Source organism: Nocardia transvalensis NBRC 15921, from assembly GCF_000308875.1.
Classification (GTDB): Bacteria; Actinomycetota; Actinomycetes; order Mycobacteriales; family Mycobacteriaceae; genus Nocardia; species Nocardia transvalensis.
Window position 1 is genome coordinate 64,601 of sequence record NZ_BAGL01000004.1, and the last position, 24,318, is coordinate 88,918.

The 24,318-nt window shown below is 68.8% G+C and carries 20 protein-coding genes; 10 read left to right on the plus strand and 10 right to left on the minus strand.

The annotated features are described in order from the left end of the window. The first annotated feature begins 376 nt into the window (after positions 1-376). The 4 genes from ON41_RS02685 to ON41_RS02700 all read left to right on the plus strand — a co-directional run bounded on the left by ON41_RS02685 (position 377) and on the right by ON41_RS02700 (position 10,689). On the plus strand, positions 377-3,247 hold the full coding sequence (locus ON41_RS02685; RefSeq protein ID WP_040744795.1) for a DNA polymerase III subunit gamma and tau: 2,871 nt from the start codon (positions 377-379) through the stop codon (positions 3,245-3,247). A gap of 235 nt (positions 3,248-3,482) precedes the next feature. Continuing rightward, on the plus strand, positions 3,483-4,694 hold the full coding sequence (locus ON41_RS02690) for an acetyl-CoA C-acetyltransferase (RefSeq protein WP_040744796.1): 1,212 nt from the start codon (positions 3,483-3,485) through the stop codon (positions 4,692-4,694). Positions 4,695-4,725: 31 nt separating this feature from the next. Next, on the plus strand, positions 4,726-6,873 hold the full coding sequence (locus ON41_RS02695; RefSeq protein WP_040744798.1) for a 3-hydroxyacyl-CoA dehydrogenase NAD-binding domain-containing protein: 2,148 nt from the start codon (positions 4,726-4,728) through the stop codon (positions 6,871-6,873). 210 nt (positions 6,874-7,083) lie between these two features. Next, positions 7,084-10,689, plus strand: a complete 3,606-nt coding sequence (locus ON41_RS02700) for a serine/threonine-protein kinase (RefSeq protein ID WP_040744800.1) — start codon at positions 7,084-7,086, stop codon at positions 10,687-10,689. Here ON41_RS02700 and ON41_RS02705 read toward each other — a convergent pair whose 3' ends face one another. From ON41_RS02705 to ON41_RS02720, 4 genes are all read right to left on the minus strand, one after another. Next, entirely contained in the window at positions 10,690-12,006 is a 1,317-nt protein-coding gene (locus ON41_RS02705) for a class I SAM-dependent methyltransferase (RefSeq protein WP_040744802.1), read from the minus strand. It abuts the gene before it with no gap. Then, positions 12,003-13,442 carry an FAD-binding oxidoreductase gene (locus ON41_RS02710; protein WP_051160898.1) on the minus strand — a complete coding sequence of 480 codons (1,440 nt, stop codon included), beginning with the start codon at positions 13,440-13,442 and terminating at the stop codon, positions 12,003-12,005. The genes ON41_RS02705 and ON41_RS02710 overlap by 4 nt, the downstream gene beginning before the upstream one ends. A 184-nt stretch (positions 13,443-13,626) precedes the next feature. Then, entirely contained in the window at positions 13,627-14,139 is a 513-nt protein-coding gene (locus ON41_RS02715; protein WP_040744804.1) for a GNAT family N-acetyltransferase, read from the minus strand. Positions 14,140-14,162: 23 nt separating this feature from the next. Continuing rightward, the gene (locus tag ON41_RS02720; RefSeq protein ID WP_040744807.1) at positions 14,163-14,891 is read right to left on the minus strand and encodes a hypothetical protein; all 729 of its coding nucleotides are present in this window, start codon (positions 14,889-14,891) and stop codon (positions 14,163-14,165) included. Between the two features lie 113 nt (positions 14,892-15,004). On the opposite strand from ON41_RS02720, the gene ON41_RS02725 reads away from it, so the two are divergent. After that, positions 15,005-15,439 carry an SRPBCC family protein gene (locus ON41_RS02725; protein WP_040744969.1) on the plus strand — a complete coding sequence of 145 codons (435 nt, stop codon included), beginning with the start codon at positions 15,005-15,007 and terminating at the stop codon, positions 15,437-15,439. Between the two features lie 98 nt (positions 15,440-15,537). Here the strand turns inward: ON41_RS02725 and ON41_RS02730 are convergent, their stop codons facing one another. From ON41_RS02730 to ON41_RS02740, 3 genes are read right to left on the minus strand one after another with little or no spacing between them, the layout of a single operon-like run. Beyond that, positions 15,538-15,885: a VOC family protein gene (locus tag ON41_RS02730; protein WP_040744808.1), complete on the minus strand. Its 348-nt coding sequence runs from the start codon at positions 15,883-15,885 to the stop codon at positions 15,538-15,540. 14 nt (positions 15,886-15,899) lie between these two features. Continuing rightward, complete coding sequence (locus ON41_RS02735) at positions 15,900-16,721, minus strand: MerR family transcriptional regulator (protein ID WP_040744810.1); 822 nt, start codon at positions 16,719-16,721, stop codon at positions 15,900-15,902. Between the two features lie 34 nt (positions 16,722-16,755). Next, entirely contained in the window at positions 16,756-17,337 is a 582-nt protein-coding gene (locus ON41_RS02740) for a hypothetical protein (RefSeq protein WP_040744971.1), read from the minus strand. Positions 17,338-17,463: 126 nt separating this feature from the next. Here ON41_RS02740 and ON41_RS02745 point away from each other — a divergent pair, with 126 nt between their 5' ends. The 3 genes from ON41_RS02745 to ON41_RS02755 all read left to right on the plus strand — a co-directional run bounded on the left by ON41_RS02745 (position 17,464) and on the right by ON41_RS02755 (position 19,176). After that, positions 17,464-17,805 (plus strand): YbaB/EbfC family nucleoid-associated protein, encoded by a 342-nt coding sequence (locus ON41_RS02745; RefSeq protein ID WP_083905088.1) that lies wholly within the window; start codon positions 17,464-17,466, stop codon positions 17,803-17,805. Positions 17,806-17,823: 18 nt separating this feature from the next. After that, complete coding sequence (recR, locus tag ON41_RS02750; RefSeq protein ID WP_040744814.1) at positions 17,824-18,432, plus strand: recombination mediator RecR; 609 nt, start codon at positions 17,824-17,826, stop codon at positions 18,430-18,432. A 123-nt stretch (positions 18,433-18,555) separates the two neighbouring features. Beyond that, positions 18,556-19,176 (plus strand): LysE family translocator, encoded by a 621-nt coding sequence (locus tag ON41_RS02755; RefSeq protein ID WP_040744816.1) that lies wholly within the window; start codon positions 18,556-18,558, stop codon positions 19,174-19,176. A 1-nt stretch (position 19,177) separates the two neighbouring features. Here the strand turns inward: ON41_RS02755 and ON41_RS02760 are convergent, their stop codons facing one another. Both ON41_RS02760 and ON41_RS02765 read right to left on the minus strand, forming a co-directional pair. Beyond that, positions 19,178-19,819, minus strand: a complete 642-nt coding sequence (locus tag ON41_RS02760; RefSeq protein WP_040744818.1) for a hypothetical protein — start codon at positions 19,817-19,819, stop codon at positions 19,178-19,180. Then, a complete protein-coding gene (locus tag ON41_RS02765; RefSeq protein WP_040744974.1) occupies positions 19,816-20,034 on the minus strand; it encodes a hypothetical protein in 219 nt (72 codons plus the stop codon). Before ON41_RS02765 ends, ON41_RS02760 begins: the two co-directional genes overlap by 4 nt. Positions 20,035-20,235: 201 nt before the next feature. On the opposite strand from ON41_RS02765, the gene ON41_RS02770 reads away from it, so the two are divergent. Next, a complete protein-coding gene (locus ON41_RS02770) occupies positions 20,236-21,360 on the plus strand; it encodes a PLP-dependent cysteine synthase family protein (RefSeq protein WP_040744819.1) in 1,125 nt (374 codons plus the stop codon). A gap of 105 nt (positions 21,361-21,465) precedes the next feature. Here ON41_RS02770 and ON41_RS02775 read toward each other — a convergent pair whose 3' ends face one another. After that, positions 21,466-22,230 (minus strand): sulfite exporter TauE/SafE family protein, encoded by a 765-nt coding sequence (locus tag ON41_RS02775; RefSeq protein WP_040744822.1) that lies wholly within the window; start codon positions 22,228-22,230, stop codon positions 21,466-21,468. A gap of 243 nt (positions 22,231-22,473) precedes the next feature. Between ON41_RS02775 and leuA the strand changes: the two genes are divergently transcribed. After that, positions 22,474-24,276: a 2-isopropylmalate synthase gene (gene leuA / locus ON41_RS02780; RefSeq protein ID WP_040744824.1), complete on the plus strand. Its 1,803-nt coding sequence runs from the start codon at positions 22,474-22,476 to the stop codon at positions 24,274-24,276. Positions 24,277-24,318: the final 42 nt, after the last annotated feature.

Below are 24,318 nucleotides of genomic sequence, written 5' to 3' on the forward strand. Positions count from 1 at the left end.
GGGTGATTAGGTTGTGCCCCGGTCGGGATGAGGGACCGACCGGGGCCACCAACCTGATGAAGGTTTGGCTACCGAAGTTGCCGAAACCAACGTTAGCCATTCGATTGCAAGAATGGCCAACCCAGTTGCTGGATCGTTATGTCCAGAATCTGTGAGGCAAACGGGGACGGAGTCCGATGATTTCGCCGAACTGCGGTTTCGCTTTCCGGACGAGGTCCAACTTGAACGTTTGACGAAATTGTTTGCCACCCCCGACCGGACCCATCAGTCTGTTGCACTCCGCGGAATCGGGCCGGAGGAATCGTCCCCGCGCATCTGTTCACGGGGGTAGCCGCCGCCATCAACACTGTCGGTCTGCGCCGGTACCCTCAGGCGCGTGGCTCTGTACCGGAAGTATCGACCGGCAACGTTCGCAGAGGTAGTGGGGCAGGAGCACGTCACCGATCCGCTGAGTACGGCGCTGGACACGGGGCGGATCAGTCATGCCTATCTGTTCTCCGGCCCGCGCGGGTGTGGCAAGACCTCCTCGGCGCGCATCCTGGCGCGCTCGCTGAACTGTGTGGAGGGCCCTACGTCCCGCCCGTGCGGGGTGTGCCCGTCGTGTGTGTCGCTGGGTCCCGGCGGTCCGGGCAATCTGGATGTCATCGAACTCGACGCCGCGAGTCACGGCGGTGTGGACGACACCCGTGAGCTGCGCGATCGCGCCTTCTACGCGCCGGCCGAATCGCGGTATCGCGTCTTCATCGTCGACGAGGCGCACATGGTCACGACCGCGGGCTTCAACGCGCTGCTCAAGATCGTCGAGGAGCCGCCCGCCCACCTGATCTTCATCTTCGCCACCACCGAACCGGACAAGGTGCTGCCGACCATCCGCTCGCGCACCCACCACTATCCGTTCCGGCTGCTGCCGCCCGCGACCATGCGCGGCCTGCTCGGCAAGATCTGCGAGCAGGAGGGCGTACAGGTCGAGGAGGCGGTGTACCCGCTGGTGATCCGCGCCGGCGGCGGCTCGCCCCGCGACAGCCTGAGCGTGCTGGACCAGCTCCTCGCCGGCGCCGGGCCCGACGGCGTGGCCTACCAGCGGGCGCTGGCGCTGCTGGGCGTCACCGATATCGCGCTGATCGACGAGGCCGTCGAGGCCCTGATCGCCGCCGACGGCTCGGCCCTGTTCGGCACCGTGGACCGGGTGGTCGAGGCCGGGCACGACCCGCGCCGCTTCGCCACCGACCTGCTGGAGCGCATGCGCGATCTGATCCTGCTGCGTGCGGTCCCCGACGCCGCCGACCGCAACCTGGTCACCGGTCCCGGCGATGTCCTGGAGCGCATGCGCGACCAGGCCGAGCGCATCGGCCCGGCCACGCTGACCCGCTACGCCGAACTCCTGCACGAGGGCCTGGGCGAGATGCGCGGCGCGACCGCCCCGCGCCTGCTGCTCGAGGTCGTCTGCGCCCGCATGCTGCTGCCCTCGGTCTCCGATGCCGAATCCGCCGCCCTGCAACGCCTGGAGCGGCTGGAACGCGGAATGGCGGGAGGCGCTGTACCTCAGGCCCCGAATCCGGGCCAGGGCGCCGGTTCCGCGCCCGCTCCGGCGAGTGCGCCGTCGCAGCCTGTCGCCCAGCCCGCCGGGGGGTCGCGGCGTCGTGGTGCCGAGGCCCTTGCCGCCATCCGTGCGGAGAAGGACGGGCCTTCGCCGTCCGGAGCCACCTCTGCCCCAGCGGCACCTTCTGCTCCTCCGAGTGCCGATGCGGGACAACCGGGCGATGCCTCCCGGTCCCCGCAGCCCGCCGAACCGGAGGAGTCTGCCGCCGGTCCGGACACCGCGGCCGGACGGGTGCAGGAGCAGCGGCCGCACCCCGCCCAGCGGGCACAGACGCCCGGCGGTCCGGAAAATTCCGATGCGCGGCCACAACCCGGCGCGGATCCGGCCTCGGTAGGTGCTGCCGACGCAGGCTCGGCCTCGGTAGACCCATCGAGTAGCCGGTCCGAATCCGGTGCGCCGCATGGTCATTCGACCGCGGAAACTGTCACCGCCCCGGCCGATGCGTCGGCCCCGGTGGGTGCAACGCCGGATGTCGGCGTGGTGGACGACGGCGGTGACAACCGCGTCGACGCCACGGAACTGGGGAACGCCGTCGAGCCCCCTATACACCCTCAGAGTGGCGCTGCCGATTTGCCGAGCGCACCGTCACCCACCCGGGCAGGTGAGTCCGAAGGCGTGGCGGTTTCCGCGCAGACCGGTGCCCCCGCTGCCGCGGCGGTTTCCGAGCAGACCGGCGGCCCGGATGGCGTGGCGGCTTCCGCGCAGGACGTCGCCGAGGAGCCTGCCGCGCGGCCCGAGTCCGGTGCTGTGGCATCGAATGCGTCCGAGGGCGCGGCTGCTGTCGGCGGAGCGGCCGAGGTGGAGGCTCCGGCAGACGAATACGCAGCGCCGCAAGGTGATTCCACGCCCGTGCGGGCTGTGGATGAATCTCGGCAGGCCGCAACGGGGGATGCCGCGCGGGAGATCGAGGCCAAGTGGGGCGAGATCCGGGCCAAGGTGCGGGAGTTCGGGGCGGCGGTGCACGCGCTGCTGTCCGGGGCCTCCGTGGCGCGGGTGGAGGGCGACACGATCGTCTTCGCGCATCAGCACGCGCCGCTGGCGCAGCGGCTGTCGAATCCGAAGTACGTCGAGGCCGTGCAGGGTGCGGTGCACGCCGTGGTGGGCCGCGAGTACGGGGTGCGCTGGGAGGTCGGCTCCGGCGCGGCCCCCGCCGCCGGTGGTGCGACCGGTGGGGCACAAGCCGCGGGCAGTGGCGGACGAGCGGGGAGCGGCGGGGGGCGAGGCGCCGGTAGCGGGGGCCACGCACCGGCGCCGGCGAGTAATGCGGGCGGCGCGGCGCATACGGAGCCGCCCAAGTACACCCGCCCGAGCCAGTCGCGGGCGACGAGCCCGGAGAACTCCGCGTCCGCTCCGGCCGCGCGCGGCCGCGAATCGAGTTCTTCCGCCGCCGATTCCGGCACCCGTTCCGCGCCGCCCGACGACGATATTCCGCTGCCCGACGGGCCGGATGTCCCGGACGACCCCGGCCCGGCAGACTACTCGCCGGTAGGTTATGACGGTGTCCCACCTGCGTCGACGCCCGAGGAAGAGCAGGAGATGCTCGCCGAGTCGGTCCGCCCGGTACCGGCGGAAGAGCGCCGCGACCCCGATGAGGTGGCCTTGGAGTTGCTGGTGAGTGAGCTGGGCGCCACACGCCTGGAGGGTTGACAGACACCTGCCGGACGGCCTTAAGTTAACCGGAGTTCGCATCCGGCTGTACTATGAACGGGTGGTCGTCAGCAGCGGTGCTACGAGGTTCTATGGTTTGTCCGGACAGTCCGGGCGACCGGAGGCTGCGTGGGCCGAGGCATGCCGACGTTTGTACAGCGTCCAGTCGCAGGTCACCTGCGGCGATACCGAGCACTGCGGTGTCGGCGCAGCCTAAGGAAGGAAACACTCCGATATGACCACTGAGGCCTACATTTTCGAGGCCATCCGCACACCGCGTGGCCGTAACAAGAAGGGCTCGCTGCACTCGGTCAAGCCGATCGATCTGACGACCGGTCTGGTCAAGGAGCTGCGTAACCGCTTCCCGAACCTGGACGAGGACCGCATCTCGGACGTCGTCCTGGGCGTCGTCTCGCCCGTGGGTGACCAGGGCGCCGATATCGCCCGCACCACCGTCCTGACCTCCGGCCTGCCCGACACCGTCGGCGGCACCCAGATCAACCGCTTCTGCGCGTCCGGCCTGGAGGCCGTCAACCTGGCCGCCCAGAAGGTCCGCTCCGGCTTCGAGGACCTGGTCATCGCCGGCGGCGTCGAGGCCATGTCGCGCGTGCCGATGGGCTCCGACGGCGGCGCCATGTTCATGGACCCCTGGACCAGCTACGAGAGCTACATCGTCCCGCAGGGCATCTCGGCCGACCTGATCGCGACCATCGAGGGCTTCTCCCGCGAGGACGTCGACGCCTACGCCGTGCGGTCGCAGGAGCGCGCCGCGGCGGCCTGGACCGGCGGCTACTTCGCCAAGTCGGTCGTGCCGGTCCGCGACATCAACGGGCTGGTCGTGCTGGACCGCGACGAGCACATGCGTCCCGGCACCACCCTGGAGGATCTGGCCAAGCTCAACCCGTCGTTCGCGACGATCGGCGAGATGGGCGGCTTCGACGCGGTGGCCACGCAGAAGTACCACTTCGTGGAGAAGATCAACCACGTCCACCACGGCGGCAACAGCTCCGGCATCGTCGACGGCGCCGCGATCCTGCTGGTCGGCAACGAGGAGGCCGGCAAGGCCTCCGGCCTGACCCCGCGCGCCCGCATCGTCGCCACCGGCATCAGCGGCGCCGACGCCACCATCATGCTGACCGGGCCCACCCCGGCCGCGCAGAAGGCGCTGGCCAAGGCCGGCCTGAGCGTCGACGACATCGACCTGTTCGAGCTGAACGAGGCCTTCGCCTCGGTGGTCCTGAAGTTCCAGAAGGACCTGAACATCCCGGACGAGAAGCTGAACGTCAACGGCGGCGCCATCGCCATGGGCCACCCGCTCGGCGCCACCGGCGCGATGATCACCGGCACCATGGTCGACGAGCTGGAGCGCCGCAACGCCCGCTACGCCCTGGTGACCCTGTGCATCGGCGGCGGCATGGGTGTGGCCACCATCATCGAGCGCGTCTGACGCCCCTACCTCACAGGAGAGACGAAAACACATGACCGACAACATGATCGCCTGGGAGAAGGACGCCGACGGCATCGTCGTGTTGACCATGGACGACCCCAACCAGGGCGCCAACACGATGAACGAGCTCTACAAGACCTCGATGCAGGCCACGGTCGATCGCCTGGAGGCCGAGAAGGACGACATCACCGGTGTCGTCATCACCTCCGCGAAGAAGACCTTCTTCGCCGGCGGTGACCTCAAGAACATGATGAAGACCGGGCCGGAGGACGCCGCGGGCATCATGGAGGAGCTGACCGTCATCAAGGGCGCGCTGCGCCGCCTGGAGCAGCTCGGCAAGCCGGTCGTCTCCGCGATCAACGGCGCCGCCCTCGGCGGTGGCCTGGAGATCACGCTGGCCACCCACCACCGCATCGCCGCCGACGTGAAGGGCCTGAAGATCGGCCTGCCCGAGGTGAAGCTGGGCCTGCTGCCCGCCGGCGGCGGCGTCACCCGCACCGTGCGCATGTTCGGCATCCAGACCGCGCTGCTGCAGATCCTGCTGCAGGGCAACGAGTTCGACGCCAACAAGGCCAAGGGCATCGGCCTGGTCGACGAGGTCGTCGGCACGGTCGAGGAGCTGGTCCCGGCCGCCAAGGCGTGGATCAAGGCCAACCCCGACAAGGGCGTGCAGCCCTGGGACGTCAAGGGCTACAAGATCCCCGGCGGCACCCCGTCGAGCCCGGCGCTGGCCGCCAACCTCCCGGCCTTCCCGGCGAACCTGCGCAAGCAGCTCAAGGGCGCCAACATGCCGGCCCCGAAGAACATCATGTCCGCCGCCATCGAGGGCGCGCAGGTCGACTTCGACAACGCGTCGCTCATCGAGTCGCGGTACTTCGTGAACCTGCTCACCGGCCCGGTCGCGAAGAACATGATCCAGGCGTTCTTCTTCGACCTGCAGACCATCAACAACGGTGGTTCGCGGCCGAAGGACGTGCCGAAGCGCGAGATCAAGAAGGTCGGCGTGCTGGGCGCGGGCATGATGGGCGCGGGCATCGCCTACGTCTCCGCCAAGGCCGGCTACGAGGTCGTGCTGAAGGACGTCTCGCAGGAGGCGGCCGACCGCGGCAAGAACTACTCGGAGAAGATCGAGGCCAAGGCCCTCTCGCGGGGCAAGACCACCGAGGAGAAGTCCAAGGCGCTCCTGGATCGCATCCACCCGACCGCCGAGGCCAAGGATCTCCAGGGCGTCGACTTCGTCATCGAGGCCGTCTTCGAGAACACCGAGCTCAAGCACAAGGTCTTCCAGGAGATCGAGGACATCGTCGACGCCGACGCGCTGCTCGGCTCGAACACCTCCACCCTGCCGATCACCGGCCTGGCCGCCGGCGTGAAGCGGGAGAGCGACTTCATCGGCATCCACTTCTTCTCGCCGGTCGACAAGATGCCGCTGGTGGAGATCATCAAGGGTGAGAAGACCTCCGACGAGGCGCTGGCCCGGGTGTTCGACTACACCCTCGCGATCCGCAAGACCCCGATCGTGGTCAACGACAGCCGCGGCTTCTTCACCTCGCGCGTGATCGGCACCTTCGTCAACGAGGCGATCGCCATGCTGAAGGAGGGCATCGACCCGCAGACCATCGAGCAGTCCGGTCTGCAGGCGGGCTACCCGGCGGCGCCGCTGCAGCTGTCCGACGAGCTGAACATGAAGCTCATGCAGAAGATCGCCACGGAGACCCTGGAGGCCGCCAAGGCCGGCGACACCAAGCTGGGCACCGAGCGGCACCCGGCGCAGGACGTCATCGACTACATGGTCGGCGAGGGTCGTCCGGGTCGTCTCGAGAAGGCCGGCTTCTACGAGTACGACGAGAACGGCAAGCGCCAGGGCCTGTGGGCCGGACTGCGTGAGCACTTCAAGACCAGCACCGAGGACAAGGTTCCCTTCCAGGACCTGATCGACCGGCAGCTGTTCATCGAGGCCATCGAGACCCAGAAGTGCTTCGACGAGGGCGTGCTGACCGCCACGGCGGATGCCAACATCGGCTCGATCTTCGGCATCGGCTACCCGGCCTGGACCGGTGGCGTGCACCAGTTCATCGTCGGCTACCCGGGTGGGCAGGAGGGCTTCGTGGCCCGCGCCGACGAACTCGCCGCCAAGTACGGCAAGCGGTTCGAGGTGCCCGCCTCGCTGCGCAAGTAGGGGCCCACATATAACTATGTGGATTCCGGCCACATGCGCGCCGGAAACAACGGACGGCCCGGATCACGGATTCTCGTGATCCGGGCCGTGCTGTCTGCGAAGGACTTTCGCCGCGCCGTCCGGGACACGCGCACGTGGGGGCGGAATTGCCACCGCATGTCTGGTCTCCGCGCTACGTTGGAATCAGTGCGGAACGTTCGAGGTGGTCCCATGAACCCACACGCGGGCAGGATCCGCAGCGCCGATCCCGCCGAGTCGAACACCCAGCGGCACCCGTCGGTCGGTATCGCCGACGAACTCGCGGCGATGGGTCTGTTCGACGCCGAGGAGATAGGCCGCGGCGGCTTCGGGGTCGTCTATCGCTGCGCCCAGCGGGCCCTGGATCGTGTCGTCGCCGTGAAGGTGCTGTCCTCGGAGATAGATCAGGAGAGCCGCGAGCGGTTCCTGCGCGAGGAGCACGCGATGGGCCGGCTGTCCGGCCATCCCAACATCGTCGACGTGCTGCAGGTGGACGTGACGCCCAGCGGCCTGCCCCTGATCGTGATGCCCTACGCCACGCACGGGTCCCTGGAACAGCTGATCCGCGACCACGGCCCGCTGGGCTGGCAGGATTCGCTGCGGGTCGGGGTGAAACTGGCCGGGGCGATCGAGAGCGCGCACCGGGTGGACGTGCTGCATCGCGACGTGAAACCGGCGAATGTGCTGCTGAGTCGCTACGGCGAACCGCAGCTGACCGATTTCGGCATCGCGCGGATCCCGGGCGGCTTCCGCACCTCCACCAGCATGATCACCGGATCGCCCGCCTTCACCGCGCCCGAGGTGCTCAAGGGCACAGAGCCGACCGTCCGGTCCGATCTCTACGGCCTCGGATCCACCCTGTTCGCCCTGCTGACCGGGCACGCGGCCTTCGAGCGCCAGTCCGGGGAGCGGGTCGTCGCGCAATTCCTGCGGATCACCACCCAGCCCATTCCGGACCTGCGTGACCAGGACATCCCCGCCGGGGTCGCGGCGGTGATCGAGCGGGCCATGGCGGCCGATCCGGCCGAGCGGCCGGAGTCGGCGCTGGAACTGGGCGAACTGCTGCGATCGGTCCAGGCCGAACTCGGGGAGGTACCCGACGAGATGGCCCTGCTGATCCCCGGCCCGGAGACGAGCGAGAGCGGGGACGGCAGCCCGGTGGACCAGTCCGAGCGACGGTTCCGGTCGGTGCTGACCGGCCAGCGCGGTTCGACGACGCTGCGGCCGCCCACACTGGGCCCGCGCGACGCCACGCATCCGGGTGCGCCGACCCGATCCGTCCCGGTGACGCTGCCGCCCACGGCCGCGACGAAATTCCGCCCGCCGACGCCGACCCGGGAACCGGTCTCCCGCCCCCGGCTGCTGGACATCCTGCGGGCGGGCGACCGTCGCCGGCTGGCCGTGATCCACGGCCCCGCCGGATTCGGCAAGAGCACCGTCGCGGCCCAGTGGCGGGCCGAGCTGACCGCGGGCGGTTCGGCGGTGGCATGGATCGGCATCGACCGCGACGACGACAACGAGGTGTGGTTTCTCGCCCATCTCGTCCAGGCGATCCGGCGGGTGTGCCCGGATATCGGCGCCGGCCTCGAACAGGTGCTCGAGGAACGCTCCGGAGAGGCCGTGCCGTACGCGATCTCGACGCTGATCGACGAGATCCACGCCGCCGGGCGGCCGGTCGTGGTGGTGGTCGAGGACTGGCACCGGGTCACCGATGCCGGGGCGCACCGGGCCATGGATACGTTGCTGGACAACGCGTGTCACCACCTGCGCTTCGTGGTGACCACCCGCGAACAGGCCGGACTGCCGCTGAGCCGGCTGCGGGTGCGCGACGAACTGGTCGAACTCGGCTGCGAGGAGCTGCGCCTGACGACGGCCGAGACCCGGCAGATCCTGGTGGAGCGCAACGGTTTCGAGCTGACCGACGAGCAAATCGAGCAGATCCACACCGCGACCGACGGGTGGCCGGCGGCCATCCAGCTGGTCAGCCTGTCGCTGCGCGGCGCGCACGACGTGGATCCGGCACAACTCATCGCGCATCTGTCCGGCGGTAATCAGGCGATCCGGGACTATCTGTCGGAGAACGTGCTGGACACCCTCGACACCCGCATGCTCGAGTTCCTGATGTCGATCTCGGTGACCGAGAAGGTCAGCGGCGCTCTGGCGGCGGCCCTGAGCGGGGAGCCCGACGCCGAGCAGCTGCTGGAGCAGGCGCAGCAGCGGGAGCTGTTCGTCAGCCGCATCGAATACGACCCGGAATGGTTCCGGATCCAGCCGCTGTTCGCCGAGCAGCTGCGCAACCGGCTGGAGCGCACCCATCCGGGCAAGCTGAAGTCGTTGCACCGCAAGGCCTCCCGCTGGTACGCCGAACACCAGCTGGTGCGCAAGTCGGTCGACCACGCGCTGGCGGCGACCGATCTCAAGCTGGCGCTGGACCTGCTGGAGAACGGCGGCATGGACCTCATCGACACCTCGAAGCTGGCCACGCTGCTCGGCTCGGTGTCGAAACTGCCGGTGCAGCAGGTGGCCTCGCGGTCGAAACTGCTGATGGCCCTGGCCCGCGCCAATATCACCCTGCAACAGTCCGGGGCGGCCCGCACCGCGCTGGGGCGGCTGTCGAGCATGCTCGCGCGCGGCGGCTCGTCCACCGAGACCGCGCGGCAGCGCTGTGAGGCCGCGGTGTTGGCCGCCGCCGATCAGGTGGCCCGCGACCGCTCCGACGGTGTGCTGGACAAGATCTCGGACTGCCTGCGGCTGGCCGACGAACTGCCGCCCTGGACGGTGTCCACGGCGGCCAACCTGGTGTCGTTCGTGCGGCTGTGCGAATTCGACTTCGACGGCGCGCGGGGCGTGCAGGACTGGGCCGCCCCCTATCACGCGCGGTCCAAGGATGCGCTGGGCGTGGTGTTCGGCCTGCTGGGCAAGGGCGACGCGGCCTACGAGCAACTCGACATCGATACGGCCACACAGTGTTTCGAACAGGCGTGGCAGACCGCCCGCGACCGCTCCGGCCCGCGGTCGCACGCGGTGCGGGTGGCCGCGGCGATGCTCGGCGAGGTCACCTACCGGCGTGGCGATCTCGACGCGGCCGAACGGCTGCTGGACCAGAGCCACCAGCTCGTGGCTCGGGTGGGGCCGGTCGATTTCATGATCACGACATTCGTGGTGGGCGCGCGGGTGAAAGCGGTTCTCGGAGACCGGGATACCGCGGTCGCGCGGCTCGACGAGGGCGCGCGGATCGCGGCCGACCGCAAGCTGCCGCGGCTGGCGGCGCACATCCGCGCCGAACGGCTGCGCCTCGCGCTGCCGGGCGAGCAGAACGCCGGAACCGCTGCGGCGGAAGGGCTCCGGCCGCTGCGCCACAGCACGGGGACCGCGGCCCTGACGGCCGAGGCCGAGGAGCTGGCGGGTATCCGCGCGCTGCTGGCCCGGCACTACGACGGCGCGCCCGATCCGGCCGGCGACGACGAGCCGGCCCCGCTGGGCACCACCGACTCCGCGGTGAAGCGGGCCCGCGCCCTCTACGGCCGGATGGTCGAACAGCGCCGTCCCCGTGCGGAATTGGAGGCGGCGCTGCTGCTGGCCGAATGCCTGTCGGCCGCGGGCTGGACCGGCGAGGCGATCGCCACGCTCACCCCGGCGGTCGCGCGCTGCGCCGAACTGGGCTGGACCCGGCCACTGGTGGACGCCGGGCCGGGTGTGCTGTCACTGCTGCACACGCTGCGCGACGACATGCTGCTCGGGGCCGAGCACGGCGACGTCCCCGACATCCCCAGGAAATTCCTCGATTCGCTGTTGTGATCAGGCCTTCCACCAGGGGCGCAGCGGAACCGTCCACTCCTCGTTCTTCCCCAGCTTCATGCCGAGCACCTGGTGTAGCTGCACCACATTGCGCTCGAAGCCCAGGGCGCTGCCGGCCATGTACAGGCCCCACACCTTCGCGGTGCCCTCGTCGACCTCGCCCAGGCAGGCGTCCCAGTTGTCGACCAGGTTCTTACACCATTCGTGCAGCGTGAGCGCGTAGTGCGGGCGCAGGTTCTCCTCGTGCACGACCTCGAGGCCGATGTTCTGGATCTCGGAGATGATGCGCCCGGAGCCGATCAGCTCGCCGTCCGGGAAGACGTAGCGGTCGATGAAATCACCGGCCCGCGTGGTGCGGGTGTTGTCGGGCCGGGTGATGCAGTGGTTCAGGAACAGGCCGCCGTCGCGCAGCTTGCCCTGGATGAAACCGAAGTAGCCGGGGTAGTTGTGTACGCCGATGTGTTCGGTGAGGCCGATGGACGACACCGCGTCGAACTCCGATTCGGGCACGTCGCGGTAGTCGGAGTGACGCACCTCGGCCAGGTCCTGCAGGCCCTCCTCGGCGATCTTCTTCTGCGCCCACTCGGCCTGCTCCTTGGACAGGGTCGCGCCGATCACCTTGACCCCGCGCTTGGCCGCGTAGCGCACCATGCCGCCCCAGCCGCAGCCGATATCGAGCAGCCGGTCGCCGGGCTTCAGGTTGAGCTTGTCGAAGACCAGGCGGTACTTGTTCTCCTGGGCCTGTTCCAGGGTCCAGTTCTCGTCCTCGTAGACCGCGCAGGTGTAGGTCATCGACGGGCCGAGCACGTACTCGTAGAACTCGTTGGAGACGTCGTAGTGGTGGTGGATCGCCTCGGCGTCGCGGCCCTTGGAATGCCGGAAGCCCTCCAGCGCGATGCGCCGCCAGCGCGGCAGGGTCTCCTGCGGCGGCGGGGCGATCGGCTTGAGCGCGTCCCAGCCCAGCGAGCGCGCGATGGTGACCAGCGCCAGCGCCGACGGCCGCCGGAACTTCAGGTCGCTCATGGCGCGCAGGATGTCGTACGGGTTGCCCGGGTGCACGCCCTCGACGGACATGTCGCCGGAGATGTAGGCGCGGGCCATACCGAGATCGCCCGGGGCCGTGGCGATGTAGTTGATACCGCGCGGCGTGCGGATGTCCAGGCGGAACGTGGAATCCTCCGGCCCGCAGCTGGATCCGTCGTAGGCCGTGAACCGGATCGGCGCCGGGCCTTCGAGGAGGGTCTCGAAGATCTCGGCGATGCTGAGTTTGGTTCCCAGTTCCGCGAAGACGTCGGAACGGTCTTTGAACGTGGTCACTTGCGTTGCACCGCCTTCGAGTACAGATCCAGCAAACGATGGTCTGGGTCGTAGTGTTTCTTCAGCTCGGGGTAGACGTCGCCGCCGTACAACTCGGCGAATTCATCTTTGTCGTAGAAGGCGTCCGAGTACAGAGATTTGTGACCGTCCAGTTCGGAAACCTTGTGTTCGATCGCCCGGTTCGCGGCGCCCTCCGGCTGTCCGGGAACGATCGGGACCGCCGACCAGAAGCCGGCGTTCACATAGGTGCGGCCCGGCTCCAGGGGGTACAGGGGCCAGGGGCGCGAGCCGGGCGCCGCATTCGCCTTGTCGCGCAGGCGAAGCGGGCACAGCCAGATCGGCTCGATGGGGATCTCGGCGAGGAACCACTCCATGAAGTCGGCGGTGCGCTCGATGGGCACCTCGATGTCCTGCACCACCCGCTCCTGCGGCGGGTTGCCCTTGCGGGCCTGGAGCTTGTCGCCGATGTCGTACTTGTGGTCCAGCGCGATCAGCTTCCAGTAGAAGCTGGAGCGCCGGTACTGCCGGGGCCAGAAGCGGCGGATGTTCGGGTTCTGCGTGCCGAACGCGCGCGAGCACCAGAACCAGTCGGTATCCCAGCGCCACAGGTAGTCGTGGATGGTGAGCCGGTCGCGCTTGGGCTGCGGCGAGTCGTGCTGGAGGGACCGGTAGTAGATGTCCATCCCGGTGTAGTCGCTGACCGGGCCGGGCTCGTCGGTCTGGCGGCCGAGGACGAGGTAGCTCTCGTCGGAGGTGAACACCACGCCGTCGATGTAGTCGACCCGCTCGCCGTCGTAGGAGCGGTCGGTGACGATCTGCGCCATGACCGTTTCCAGTTCGCGCAGGTCGTGGAAGCGCACATGCCGCAGCGCCACGTAGGGCTGCACGGTTTCCAGCTCGATCTTCAGGCGCGTCGAATAGCCGAGGGTCCCATAGGAGTTCGGGAAGCCCCGGAAAAGATCAGCATTGTCGCCATTCGGCGTCGCGGTGACGATCTCTCCCGCGCCGGTGAGCACGTCGATCTCCAGCACCGATTCGTGCGGCAGGCCGTTGCGGAAGGAACTGGACTCGATGCCCATTCCGGTGACCGCGCCGCCGAGCGTGATGGTCTTCAGCTGCGGCACCACCATCGGCGCGAGGCCGTAGGGCAGCGTCGCGGCGACGAGGTCCTCGTAGGTGGTCATCCCGGCGACGTCGGCCGTCTTGGCCTCGGGATCCACCGCGATCACCTTGGTCAGGCCGGACACGTCGAGACCCGGCGCGGTGCTCTTGGCCCGCGCGCGGAAGAGATTCGAGGTCTTCTTGGCCAGCCGGACGTTCGCGCCGAGGGGGATCGCGCGGTAACTGGCGAGGAGGCGGTCGACCCCCGCCCGATGCGCGGCGAAACCTGATTCGTATGCGGCCGGTGCGCGGCCGGCCTTCCCCAACAGACTCACTGCCACACCATGACGCTATCTCTCCCCGCAGTGGTAGGCCACCGTGAGGGTACCTAACGCCCGGAATTTTCACGCATATGTTGCGTGGCGTTGGGGTATTGGCTCGGTGGGTCAGTAGGGGGACGAGCGCCTGGTCACAGCGGTAATTAGCGGCGCTAATGGAGTTGGTTCGCGTCCTTGGGGGTCATCGATCGCGGTCGGTCAAATGCTTGGCGAACCAGTGTTCGGCGTACCGGTGGTCGTTGTACGGCGCGGTCTCCGCGTAGCCGAGCCGGGCGTACAGGGCACGGGCCTCGACGAGATCGGAGCGAGTGTCCAGGACCAGGCGCGCGGCGCCCAGCTCCCGGGCCGCGTCCTCGGCCGCGGCCACCAGCAGAGCGGCCCCGCCGCGCCCGCGCACATCCGGCGCGAGATAGACCCGTTGCATCTCGGCCACGCCCGGTTCGATCAGGTGCACCCCGGCCGTGCCCGCCGGGCGTCCGTCGTACCGGGCGATGAGCAGGGCGCCCGACGGCGGGTCGAGGTGCGTGCCGCGCTCGGCGGCGATCCCGCGCGCCAGATCGTCCGGCGGGGTGGACCGTCCCTCGTGCAGTCGATGCCAGCGGTCACCGACCTCGGTGTAGTAGTCCCGCCACAGCGCGCGGGCGACCGGCGAGCCGACGGGCTCGGGGGTGAAGGTCCAGCGTGGGGCGCTCATGACGGGACACGGACCGGCCCGTCTCAGTACTGCCGCGGGCCCGGCTGTGGATAACCCTGGGGCGGAGGCGAATAGCCCTGCTGCGGGGCGGGAGTGTGCTGCGGCGCGGGGTACCCGGGCTGCGCGGCGTACTGCGGCGCGGGGTAACCGGGGTGCTGGGGTGCGGGGTATCCGGGGTGCGGGCCGTTCGGGTACCCGGGCTGGGGACCGTTGGGGTAGCCGGGCTGCTGTGGATGCTGAGGTGCGAACTGGCCGGGCTGCGGGCCGTTCTGAGGTGCCGGGTATCCGGGTTGTGGGGCGTTCTGCGGCGCGGGATAGCCGGGCTGCGGGGCGTATTGGGGCGCGGGGTGCCCGAACTGCTGACCGGGCGGGAAGCCGGGCTGCGCCGGATTCGGCTGGGGTGCGGCGAAGTTCGCCTGCGCGCCGCCGCCCTTGGGGCGCCGCGCATTACGCACCTCGCGGCTCAGCATGAAGGCGCCCGCGCCGAAGAAGAGCGGGCCGAAGATGATCATGCCCCAGGCGGCCTTGGTATTCGACGACTTCTGCTCTTCGAGGTCGCGAGTGGTCGAACCGCGCTTGCTCGTGGTGACGCACTTCTCCCCGGCCGACATCTTGTGCCCGCCGCAATCGACTTCGCCGTCGTTGTTCAGCATGACGATTCCGGCTATCACAGCGCCGATTCCGATGATCACGCAGAAGACATAGGCGATGATCTCTTTGATCCGACGCATGCGCAGCACGACGTTCGACACGAACCCCCCTTGGTGATTCCGTAACTCTCCCGGTCCGGACGGTCCGGAACGCGGCGTAGCATAGCCCGGCGGCAGTCATCGTGCAGAACGCCGACTCATACAAGGAGTACATAGTGGGACAGGTCAGCGCCTCCAGTTCGATCGTCGTTCCGGCAGATCCGCAGCGCACGCTCGAGGCGATCGCGGACTACGAGACGGTACGGCCCCGCATCCTCTCCTCGCACTATCGCGACTACAAGGTTCTCGAGGGTGGGAAGGGCGCCGGCACGGTCGCGGAGTGGACCCTGCAGGCCACCGAGAAGCGCTCGCGCAACGTGCACGCGGTGGTGTCGGTCTCGGATTCGATGGTGACCGAACGGGATTCGAACTCCACGCTGGTGACCACCTGGACGGTGACGCCGTCCGGCTCCGGCTCCCTGGTCACCATCCGGACCAGCTGGAAGGGCGCCGGCGGCGTCCCCGGCTTCTTCGAGGGCATCTTCGCCCCCCTGGGCCTGAAGAAGATCCAGGCCGAGGTGCTGGAGAAGCTGAAGGGGGAATTGAGCTAGCGTCCACATTCCCGACGCTCAACCTCGTTGCCCCGGCACCCTCAGCTTCGTCGCCCGGCACACCCAGGCCCATTGCCCCGGCACGCTTTTGGCCGGGGTCACCCCTGCGCGATATCGAAAAGGTTCCCCTCCGGATCGGCCAGCGTCGACCAGCTGATCCCGTACTCGTCGTAATCGGCGATGTGCTTGGCGCCCAACGTGATCGCGCGCTCGATCTGGTCGCGCCGATCGGTCGCGACCAGATCGAGATGGACGACGTTCTTACCCGGATTCTTGTCCGGAACCCGCAGGAACATCAGGGTCGGCGTCATGGTCTCGCGGCCGATCGACGCGAAGTTCTCGTTCGCCCCCGGATCGGCGGGCTGCTCCAGCAGTTCGGCGTAGAACCCGGCCAGTGCGGCCGCGTCGACGCAGTCGACGGAGATGTTGGCGAGCCTGAGCGGCATCGGTATTCCTTTCTTCACAGCCGGCCGACGGGCCAGCAGACCTCGGTGCGGAAGGTGGCGGGATCGTCCACGTCGCCGGGACCGACGACGTAGCTCTCCCGGATCGGTTCGTGCAGGGCGGACCCGTGTTCCGCGACGTAGCTGCCCAATGCGCCATAGGTGCGGTCGAAATCGGTGAACGGCCCGGCGTGCACGGCGATCGCGAAGCGTCGGCCCGGAAGTTCCTGCACCGCAGTGCCTTTCGCGGCGGCGAGGCGGCCGCGATCGGCGTCGGCGATCGGCACGTACGCGACGACCTCACCGCTCTCGTTCTCGAAGAATTCGGGGGAGTACGTCGCCCCGCCCGGCCCGGCCGGCGCCACGCCCGCCGCCGCGAGGGCCCCGTACAGCAGGTCGAAGGTCCTACCGCACCAGTCGCCGATCCCGTCCCGCGTGACCGCGTCCGCGACGGTGAGCGCGGGAAACCCGGGGACGGACCGGTATTCGACCTCGATCGGCGCGCCGGGCGACAGCAGCGCCCGCAGCGAGGCGACCACATCGCGGGTGCGGGCCAGCTCGGCCTCCATGCGCTCGAGATGGGCCCGCAGCGCGGAATCCCGCGCCGCGGCGTCCGAGGCGGCCAGCACCGTGCGGATCTCGGGCACCGGCATATTCAGCTCACGCAGGCGGCGGATGAGATGCGCCTGCTCGACCTGCCCGGTCGAATAGCGCCGGTACCCGGACGCCGGATCGATCGCGGCGGGTTCCAGCAGCTCGATCTCGTGGTAGTACCGCAGGGTCTTGACGCTGAGGTACGTCAGCCTGGCGAACTCCCCGATGGAGACTGTCGCTGTCATACCGGTCAGCGAACACCCTCCAGTGGGTGGAGAGTCAATATGTCAGCACGAAGGTCAGCAGCGGCGTCGTCTGGAAGGCGCCGCGCCACCACGAGTAGCCGAACCACACGTTGGGCGTGACCTCGCGGATCTCGTCCCAGATCTGCGGGGTGATGGAGGGCGCGTAGTCCAGCGCCCAGACCGGCTGACCGTCGAGGAACGACGGCGCGGTGTAGACGTTGGCGGGGAATCCCTCGATGCCGGCGCCGGTGATGCGGTTCATCAGCCGCCCGCCGTCCGGGCCGGTGTAGAAGTTCTTGCCGATCCAGAACGGCGGCGCGACGGCCTCCATGACCGGCGGCCGCGCCACCCAGCCGTTGGTGATGCCGTTGGGAACGGCGCCCTGCGGCGCATCCAGGAAGATCTGGTCCTGCTGCTCCGCGGTGCAGATATCGCGCAGCGCGATGATGGTCGCCTGGGGATCGTCCGGATACAGCACGCACCCGCCGCCGTAGTCGGTATCGGCGTGTGCGGCGGGCGCGGCGACGGCCGGAGCCACGATGAGCGCGGCGACCAGGCAGGCAGGCGCGAGCGCGCGCACCACGGACGAACGTAGTAGGTCACTGTCTATACGCATATACGCCTCCACACCCACTGACCCGACCCTTCAGTGATGGTAGTTCGCTATCGCCGGGGGAATGGGGGTGGAGACCCAACCGTGACTACGCTTAGGGGCAACCCCTTACCGCAGAGGAGACAGCCAGTGGAGCCCGGTGGACAGGTCGACATGCAGGCGTTGCTTGCGCAGGCCCAGCAGATGCAGCAGGCCGTGATGGAAGCCCAGGCGGAGATCGCGGCGGCGGAGGTCGAGGGCGAGGCCGGGGGCGGCCTGGTGAAGGTGACGGTCAAGGCGACCGGCGAGATCCAGTCGCTGTACATCGACCCGAAGGTCGTCGATCCCGAGGACGTCGAAACCCTGCAGGACCTCGTGGTGGGCGCGGTCAACGCCGCGATGAACAACGCGCAGGAGCTGGCCGCCGAGAAACTGGGCCCGCTCGCCGGCGGCATGGGCGGCGGCGGTTCGCTGCCCGGCCTGCCCTTCTGATCGCGGGGGACGTCGGCGTTGTACGAGGGTCCGGTTCAGGATCTGATCGATGAGCTGGGCAAACTGCCCGGGGTCGGTCCGAAGAGCGCGCAGCGCATCGCCTTTCACCTCCTGTCGGTGGAGCCGCCGGAGATCGACCGGTTGCAGGCCGCCCTGCAGAAGGTGCGCGACGGCGTGCGGTTCTGCGCGGTCTGCGGCACCGTCTCCGACGGCGAGCTGTGCCGCATCTGCGCCGATCCGCGCCGCGACCGCACCCTGATCTGTGTGGTCGAGGAGCCCAAGGACGTGCAGGCCGTCGAGCGCACCCGCGAATTCCGCGGGCGCTACCACGTGCTCGGCGGCGCGCTGGATCCGCTGTCCGGGGTGGGCCCCGACCAGCTGCGCATCCGGGAACTATTGGGCCGCATCGGAAATCAGGACGACGGCGTCGACGTCACCGAGGTCATCATCGCGACCGACCCCAACACCGAGGGCGAGGCGACGGCCACCTACCTGGTCCGAATGCTCCGCGACTTCCCGGGCCTCTCGGTCACCCGCCTGGCCTCCGGCCTCCCCATGGGCGGCGACCTGGAATTCGCCGACGAACTGACTTTGGGTCGCGCCCTGTCCGGCCGCCGCGCCCTCTAGTCGGCCACCACCCACCACTTTTTTCCGGCACGCTTTTGGCCGGAATCTCCCGATGGATTCCGGCCAAAAGCGCGCCGGAAAAAAGTGTGTAGGGGTGTGGCCGGACCGGCTACTGTCGCGGGGATGAGTCCCGAGTTCTTGCTTACCACCCTGGTCATCGTTGCTACCCCCGGAACCGGGGCGTTGTACACCCTCGCAGCCGGGCTGAGCCGGGGGACCAAGGCCAGTGTGGTGGCCGCGTTCGGGTGCACGCTGGGGATCGTGCCGCATATGGTCGCGGCGATCACCGGGCTGGCGGCGCTGATGAATACCAGCGCGATCGCGTTCCAGACACTGAAGTATCTGGGCGTGGCCTATCTGCTGTACATGGCCTGGAATACGTTCCGGGACAAGGGCGCGCTGGCGGTCGAGGAGGAACGGTCTACCGGCCCGGCGCCCTCGGCGCTGCGGGTGATCGTGTCGGCGGTGCTGCTGAACCTGCTCAATCCCAAGCTGACCATCTTCTTCCTGGCGTTCCTGCCGCAGTTCGTGAGCCCGGGCGAGGCCGAGGCGCTGCCCCGCATGCTGGAACTCAGCGCGGTGTTCATGCTCGCCACGTTCGTGGTGTTCGCGGCCTACGGGGCCGGCGCCGCCGCCGTTCGCACGCACATCATCGATCGGCCCGCCGTCACGACCTGGCTGCGCCGCGTATTCGGCGCCTCGTTCCTCGCACTCGCGGGGCGTCTCGCCGTCGAGAACCAGTAGGTCAGAGGTCGACGCGCTCCCAGTCCAGGGCGTCGAGGTCGGCGCGGTCGCCGGTGGTCCAGCCCCAGACGAGGGCGGCCACCTGCGCGGCGTCGGTGAGTTGGGTACCGAAGTGCTTGTCGGGGGAGCCGTCCCGATATTCGAGGGTGTAGACGCCGCTGCCGTCGCGGAAGGTCTGGATGTAGACCTGCGGTGCGCGTTCGACGATCAGATAGGGATTGGGATCGGCCAGCTCCGGAATCCAGGCGTGCGCCAAAGTCTCGGTGAGATAGGGGAATTCGCCCGCACCGCCGTGGGTGACGGCGACCGCGACGTGCTCGTCCGGGTCGATCAGCCACGTCAGCTGCGGGTCGTAGACTGCGTATCCGCGCGGTGTGGCCAGCTCGAACAGCAGGCCGCGCAGATGGCCGACGGCATCCAGCGGGCTCGAAACATACAGCGCCGCACCGTTTTCCATGCCTCCCACGGGTGCGGACGAGAGGAAGCCGTCCTCGCCCAGGGCGGCGTCGCGCTCGTTCAGTACGGCCGAGATCTCCGCTACCGCAGCCGATTCCGGCAGCCCGCGCTGGGCGGTCAGGTACGCGTCGACCTCGTCGGGGGTCGCGGCGACGCCGGAGGGCAGCAGGACGTGGTCGTAGCTCACCCGGCCAGGCTACGTGGCCCGGTACAGGTCTCCGTCAGCGCGCACCCGCACCCGCCCGCGACGTCGAAGCAGTCGACGATGAACGTGTGCCGGGAGTGGTCGGTGTCGTGGCAGCCGGCGTCCGTGCATTCCACCGACCGGTCGGTGTGCACGATGAGGGTGCCGTGACAGTGGTCGAGTGCCGAATCGCACGAGGTGCAGGCTCGTATGTGCATGAAGACCTCCTGTGAGACCGTCCGCTTCTCGACTAGTACCACTCTTGCGCCGCCACCCCGAATCCCCCGGAAGCGTGTCGTCCGATCCGTCCGAAACACCCCTGGACATCCGGACGGTGGATTGGCAACCCCTCCGCAACCATTGCTGGAGGTTGTGGAAATATCGAGTTACCTCATCGAGCTCGAAGGCGAGGAGCGCGCATGACAGCCACCGTCCCCTCTACCGGCGCCGAGCCGGACACGGTCGACATCAACCGGTACGACCCGGACCATCGGCGCTGGCTGGCCGATGCGATCGCCAAGGTGCGCGCGGATATGCGGCGCTCGTCGGATACCCATTTGCTGCGGGTGCCGGTGCCGTCCGTACCGGGCGTCGATCTGTACCTGAAGGACGAGTCGACGCATCCGACCGGCTCGCTCAAGCACCGGCTCGCGCGGTCGCTGTTCCTGCACGCGCTGTGCAGCGGGTGGATCCGGCCCGACCGCCCGGTGATCGAGGCGTCCAGCGGCTCGACCGCGGTGTCCGAGGCCTATTTCGCGCGGCTCGTCGGCGTGCCCTTCATCGCGGTGATGGCGCGCGGCACCAGCCGGGAGAAGGTGCGGCTGATCGAATTCCACGGCGGCCGATGTCATTTCGTGGACAACGCCGACCAGGTCTACGAGGTGGCGGCCCGGCTGGCCCGCGAGACCGGCGGCCACTACATGGACCAGTTCACCTTCGCCGAGCGCGCCACCGACTGGCGCGGGAACAACAACATCGCCGAATCGATCTTCGACCAGCTCGCCGAGGAGCCGCATCCGGATCCGGCCTGGATCGTCGCGACCGCGGGCACCGGCGGCACCTCGGCGACGATCGCCCGCTACATCCGCTACACCGGCCGCGCGACCGGGCTCTGCGTGGCCGATCCGGACAATTCCGCGTTCTTCCCCGGCTGGCGCGACGACGACCCCGACCTGACCACCGAGGTGTGCTCGCGCATCGAGGGCATCGGCCGCCAGCGGGTGGAACCCAGCTTCGTCGGCACCGCGATCGATCGGATGATCCACGTCCCCGACGCCGCCGCCATCGCCGCGATCCAGGTGCTCGAGCAGCTGATCGGCCGCAAGGCGGGCGCGTCCACCGGCACCGGCCTGTGGGCGGCGTTCCACATCATGTCCGAGATGGCGGCCGCGGGCCGCGAGGGCAGCGTCGTCGGCCTGCTCTGCGATCCGGGCGACCGCTACATAGACAAGTACTACTCCGCCGAATGGCTCGATGAGCAGGGGATAGACATCACCCCGTTCCGGGCCCGCCTGGATACGTTCCTCGAGTCCGGGTCACTGTAGGCCCCTTGTTTCCGGCCAAAAGCGTGCCGGAAAAAGGATGTGCGCGTCGGAAAGGATGTGCGCGCCGGAAACAAGGATGTGCTGGTGGGGCGTGGGGTGGGGGCGTCAGGTCGTCAGCAGGCGGACGATCGCCACGATGCCGACCACGACGATCACGCCGCGCAGGACCGTGGGTGGCATGCGGCGGCCGACGGTGGCGCCCAGTTGGCCGCCGATGATGGAGCCCACCGCGATCAGGGCGACGACCTGCCAGGCGACGTCGGCGATGAAGACGAAGATGAGCGCGGACAGGAAGTTCACCAGGAGCGCGAGGAAGTTCTTCACGGCGTTCAGGCGCTGTAGTTCGTCGTGCACGAAGACCCCGAGCAGGCCGATCAGCAGCACGCCCTGGGCCGCGCCGAAGTACCCGCCATAGACGCCGCTGGCCAGCACCGCCACCCACAGCAGCAGGCCGCCGTGCTCGGGCGCCGCACCGTCGGCCTCGCGTCGCTTCTTGACCCAGCGCGCCAGCCGCGGCTGCACCACCACCAGCACCAGCGCGATGACGATGAGCACCGGCACGATCGCCTTGAACGCCTCGGCCGGCAGTTTCAGCAGCAGGATCGCGCCGATCGCGCCGCCGATCAGGGAGGCCGCGCCCAGGCGCAGCAGCCGATCGCGCTGACCCGCGAGTTCGCGCCGATATCCCACCACGCCGCTGAGTCCGCCGGGCACCAGGCCGACCGTATTCGACACGTTCGCCGTCACGGGCGGATAGCCCAGGGCCAGCAACACGGGGAAGGTGATCAGCGTGCCGGAGCCCACGATGGTGTTGATACATCCGGCCGCGATGCCCGCTCCGAAGACGGCCAGCTGATCCAGCAAGGTCATGCGCGTGGTTCCTATCGACGTCTCGGCGGACCAGACGCTATAGGTAGGACGAATCGGGCAACGGCGCGGGGCGGATCGCGAGGGGGCTGTCACTGTCTGTAAACTGCGGACATCATGCAGCGGGCTCTCCTCCTCGGCCGCCGCGACGGGGTCTGATACGGACCGGCTCCCGTCGCGGGGTTCAGCTGTGCCGGTCGACCCAATAACTTGGGATACACCACACCCACATCCTCGGAGAATCGCATGTCACCCGCTGACGCCTTCGTTTCCGGATCGCGCACCATCACCGCGCCGTCCAAGCCCGCGCCCGCCGACCAGCCTGCGTGGAACACCCAGAAGAACTCGTCCATGCCGGCCTTCCGGTACCGCCCGTTCGCCGAAGAGGTCGAGCCGGTCGCGGTGCCCGATCGCACCTGGCCGGACAAGATCATCGACCGCGCCCCGGCGTGGTGCGCCGTCGACCTGCGCGATGGCAACCAGGCCCTGATCGACCCGATGAGCCCGGCCCGCAAGCGCCGCATGTTCGACCTGCTGGTGCGGATGGGCTACAAGGAGATCGAGGTCGGCTTCCCGTCGGCCAGCCAGACCGATTTCGACTTCGTCCGCGAGATCATCGAGGACGGCGCGGTACCGGACGACGTCACCATCCAGGTGCTGACCCAGTGCCGCCCGGAGCTGATCGAGCGCACCTTCCTGGCCTGTCAGGGCGCGCCGAACGTGATCGTCCACTTCTACAACTCGACGTCGATCCTGCAGCGCAAGGTCGTCTTCCGCGCCGATCGCGACGCCGTGAAGAAGATCGCGACCGACGCCGCGACGCTGTGCCTGGAGATCGAGCAGCGCTACCCGGACACCAACTGGCGCTACGAGTACAGCCCGGAGTCCTACACCGGCACCGAACTGGACTACGCCCGCGAGGTGTGCGACGCGGTGTCGGCGATCATCGCCCCGACCCCGGACAAGCCGATGATCATCAACCTGCCCGCGACCGTCGAGATGGCGACGCCGAACGTCTACGCCGACTCGATCGAGTGGATGAGCCGCAACCTGGCCCGCCGCGAGTCGATCGTGCTGTCGCTGCATCCGCACAACGACCGCGGCACCGCGGTGGCCGCGGCCGAGCTGGGCTACCAGGCCGGCGCCGACCGCATCGAGGGCTGCCTGTTCGGCAACGGTGAGCGCACCGGCAACGTGTGCCTGGTCACCCTGGGGATGAACCTGTTCTCCCAAGGCGTGGATCCGCAGATCGACTTCTCCAACATCGACGAGATCCGCCGCACGGTCGAGTACTGCAACCAGCTGCCGGTGCACGAGCGGCACCCCTACGGCGGCGATCTGGTCTACACGGCGTTCTCCGGCAGCCACCAGGACGCCATCAACAAGGGCCTGGACGCGATGAAGGTCGCCGCCGACGCCGCGAACGCGGATGTGGACGACATCACCTGGGAGGTCCCGTACCTGCCCATCGATCCCAAGGACGTCGGCCGCACCTACGAGGCCGTGATCCGGGTCAACTCGCAGTCCGGCAAGGGCGGCGTCGCCTACATCATGAAGACCGACCACGGCCTGGCGCTGCCGCGCCGGCTGCAGATCGAGTTCTCGCAGGCCATCCAGAAGATCACCGACGGCGAGGGCGGCGAGGTCTCCCCGAAGGCGATGTGGGACGTCTTCGCCGAGGAGTATCTGACGCCGATCCTGCCGCTGGAGCGCATGCGCCAGAAGGTGACCGCGGCCGAGACCGACGGCGGCACCGACCACATCGATGCGGTGGTCAAGGTGGACGGCGTCGAGCAGGAGATCTCCGGCGAGGGCAACGGCCCGCTCGCGGCGTTCGTGGACGCGCTGGCGACCATCGGCTACGACGTGCGGGTGCTGGACTACTCCGAGCACGCCATGTCGGCCGGCGACGACGCGCAGGCCGCGGCGTATGTCGAATGCGCCGTGGGCGACAAGGTGTCGTGGGGCGTCGGCATCGCCACCTCCATCACGACCGCGTCGTTGCGCGCGGTGGTATCGGCCGTCAATCGGGCACATCGCGCCGCCTGATCGAGGGGCGCGGCGGAAGTTGTTCACCTGTGGATAACTTTG

Coding starts and splice junctions, on each gene's coding strand:
- ON41_RS02700 (WP_040744800.1), top strand. CDS start 7,084: ATGAACCCACACGCGGGCAGGATCCGCAGCGCCGATCCCGCCGAGTCG.
- ON41_RS02695 (WP_040744798.1), top strand. CDS start 4,726: ATGACCGACAACATGATCGCCTGGGAGAAGGACGCCGACGGCATCGTC.
- ON41_RS02755 (WP_040744816.1), top strand. CDS start 18,556: ATGAGTCCCGAGTTCTTGCTTACCACCCTGGTCATCGTTGCTACCCCC.
- ON41_RS02730 (WP_040744808.1), bottom strand. CDS start 15,885: ATGCCGCTCAGGCTCGCCAACATCTCCGTCGACTGCGTCGACGCGGCC.
- ON41_RS02715 (WP_040744804.1), bottom strand. CDS start 14,139: ATGAGCGCCCCACGCTGGACCTTCACCCCCGAGCCCGTCGGCTCGCCG.
- ON41_RS02765 (WP_040744974.1), bottom strand. CDS start 20,034: ATGCACATACGAGCCTGCACCTCGTGCGATTCGGCACTCGACCACTGT.
- ON41_RS02740 (WP_040744971.1), bottom strand. CDS start 17,337: ATGCGTATAGACAGTGACCTACTACGTTCGTCCGTGGTGCGCGCGCTC.
- ON41_RS02735 (WP_040744810.1), bottom strand. CDS start 16,721: ATGACAGCGACAGTCTCCATCGGGGAGTTCGCCAGGCTGACGTACCTC.
- ON41_RS02775 (WP_040744822.1), bottom strand. CDS start 22,230: ATGACCTTGCTGGATCAGCTGGCCGTCTTCGGAGCGGGCATCGCGGCC.
- ON41_RS02690 (WP_040744796.1), top strand. CDS start 3,483: ATGACCACTGAGGCCTACATTTTCGAGGCCATCCGCACACCGCGTGGC.
- leuA (WP_040744824.1), top strand. CDS start 22,474: ATGTCACCCGCTGACGCCTTCGTTTCCGGATCGCGCACCATCACCGCG.
- ON41_RS02770 (WP_040744819.1), top strand. CDS start 20,236: ATGACAGCCACCGTCCCCTCTACCGGCGCCGAGCCGGACACGGTCGAC.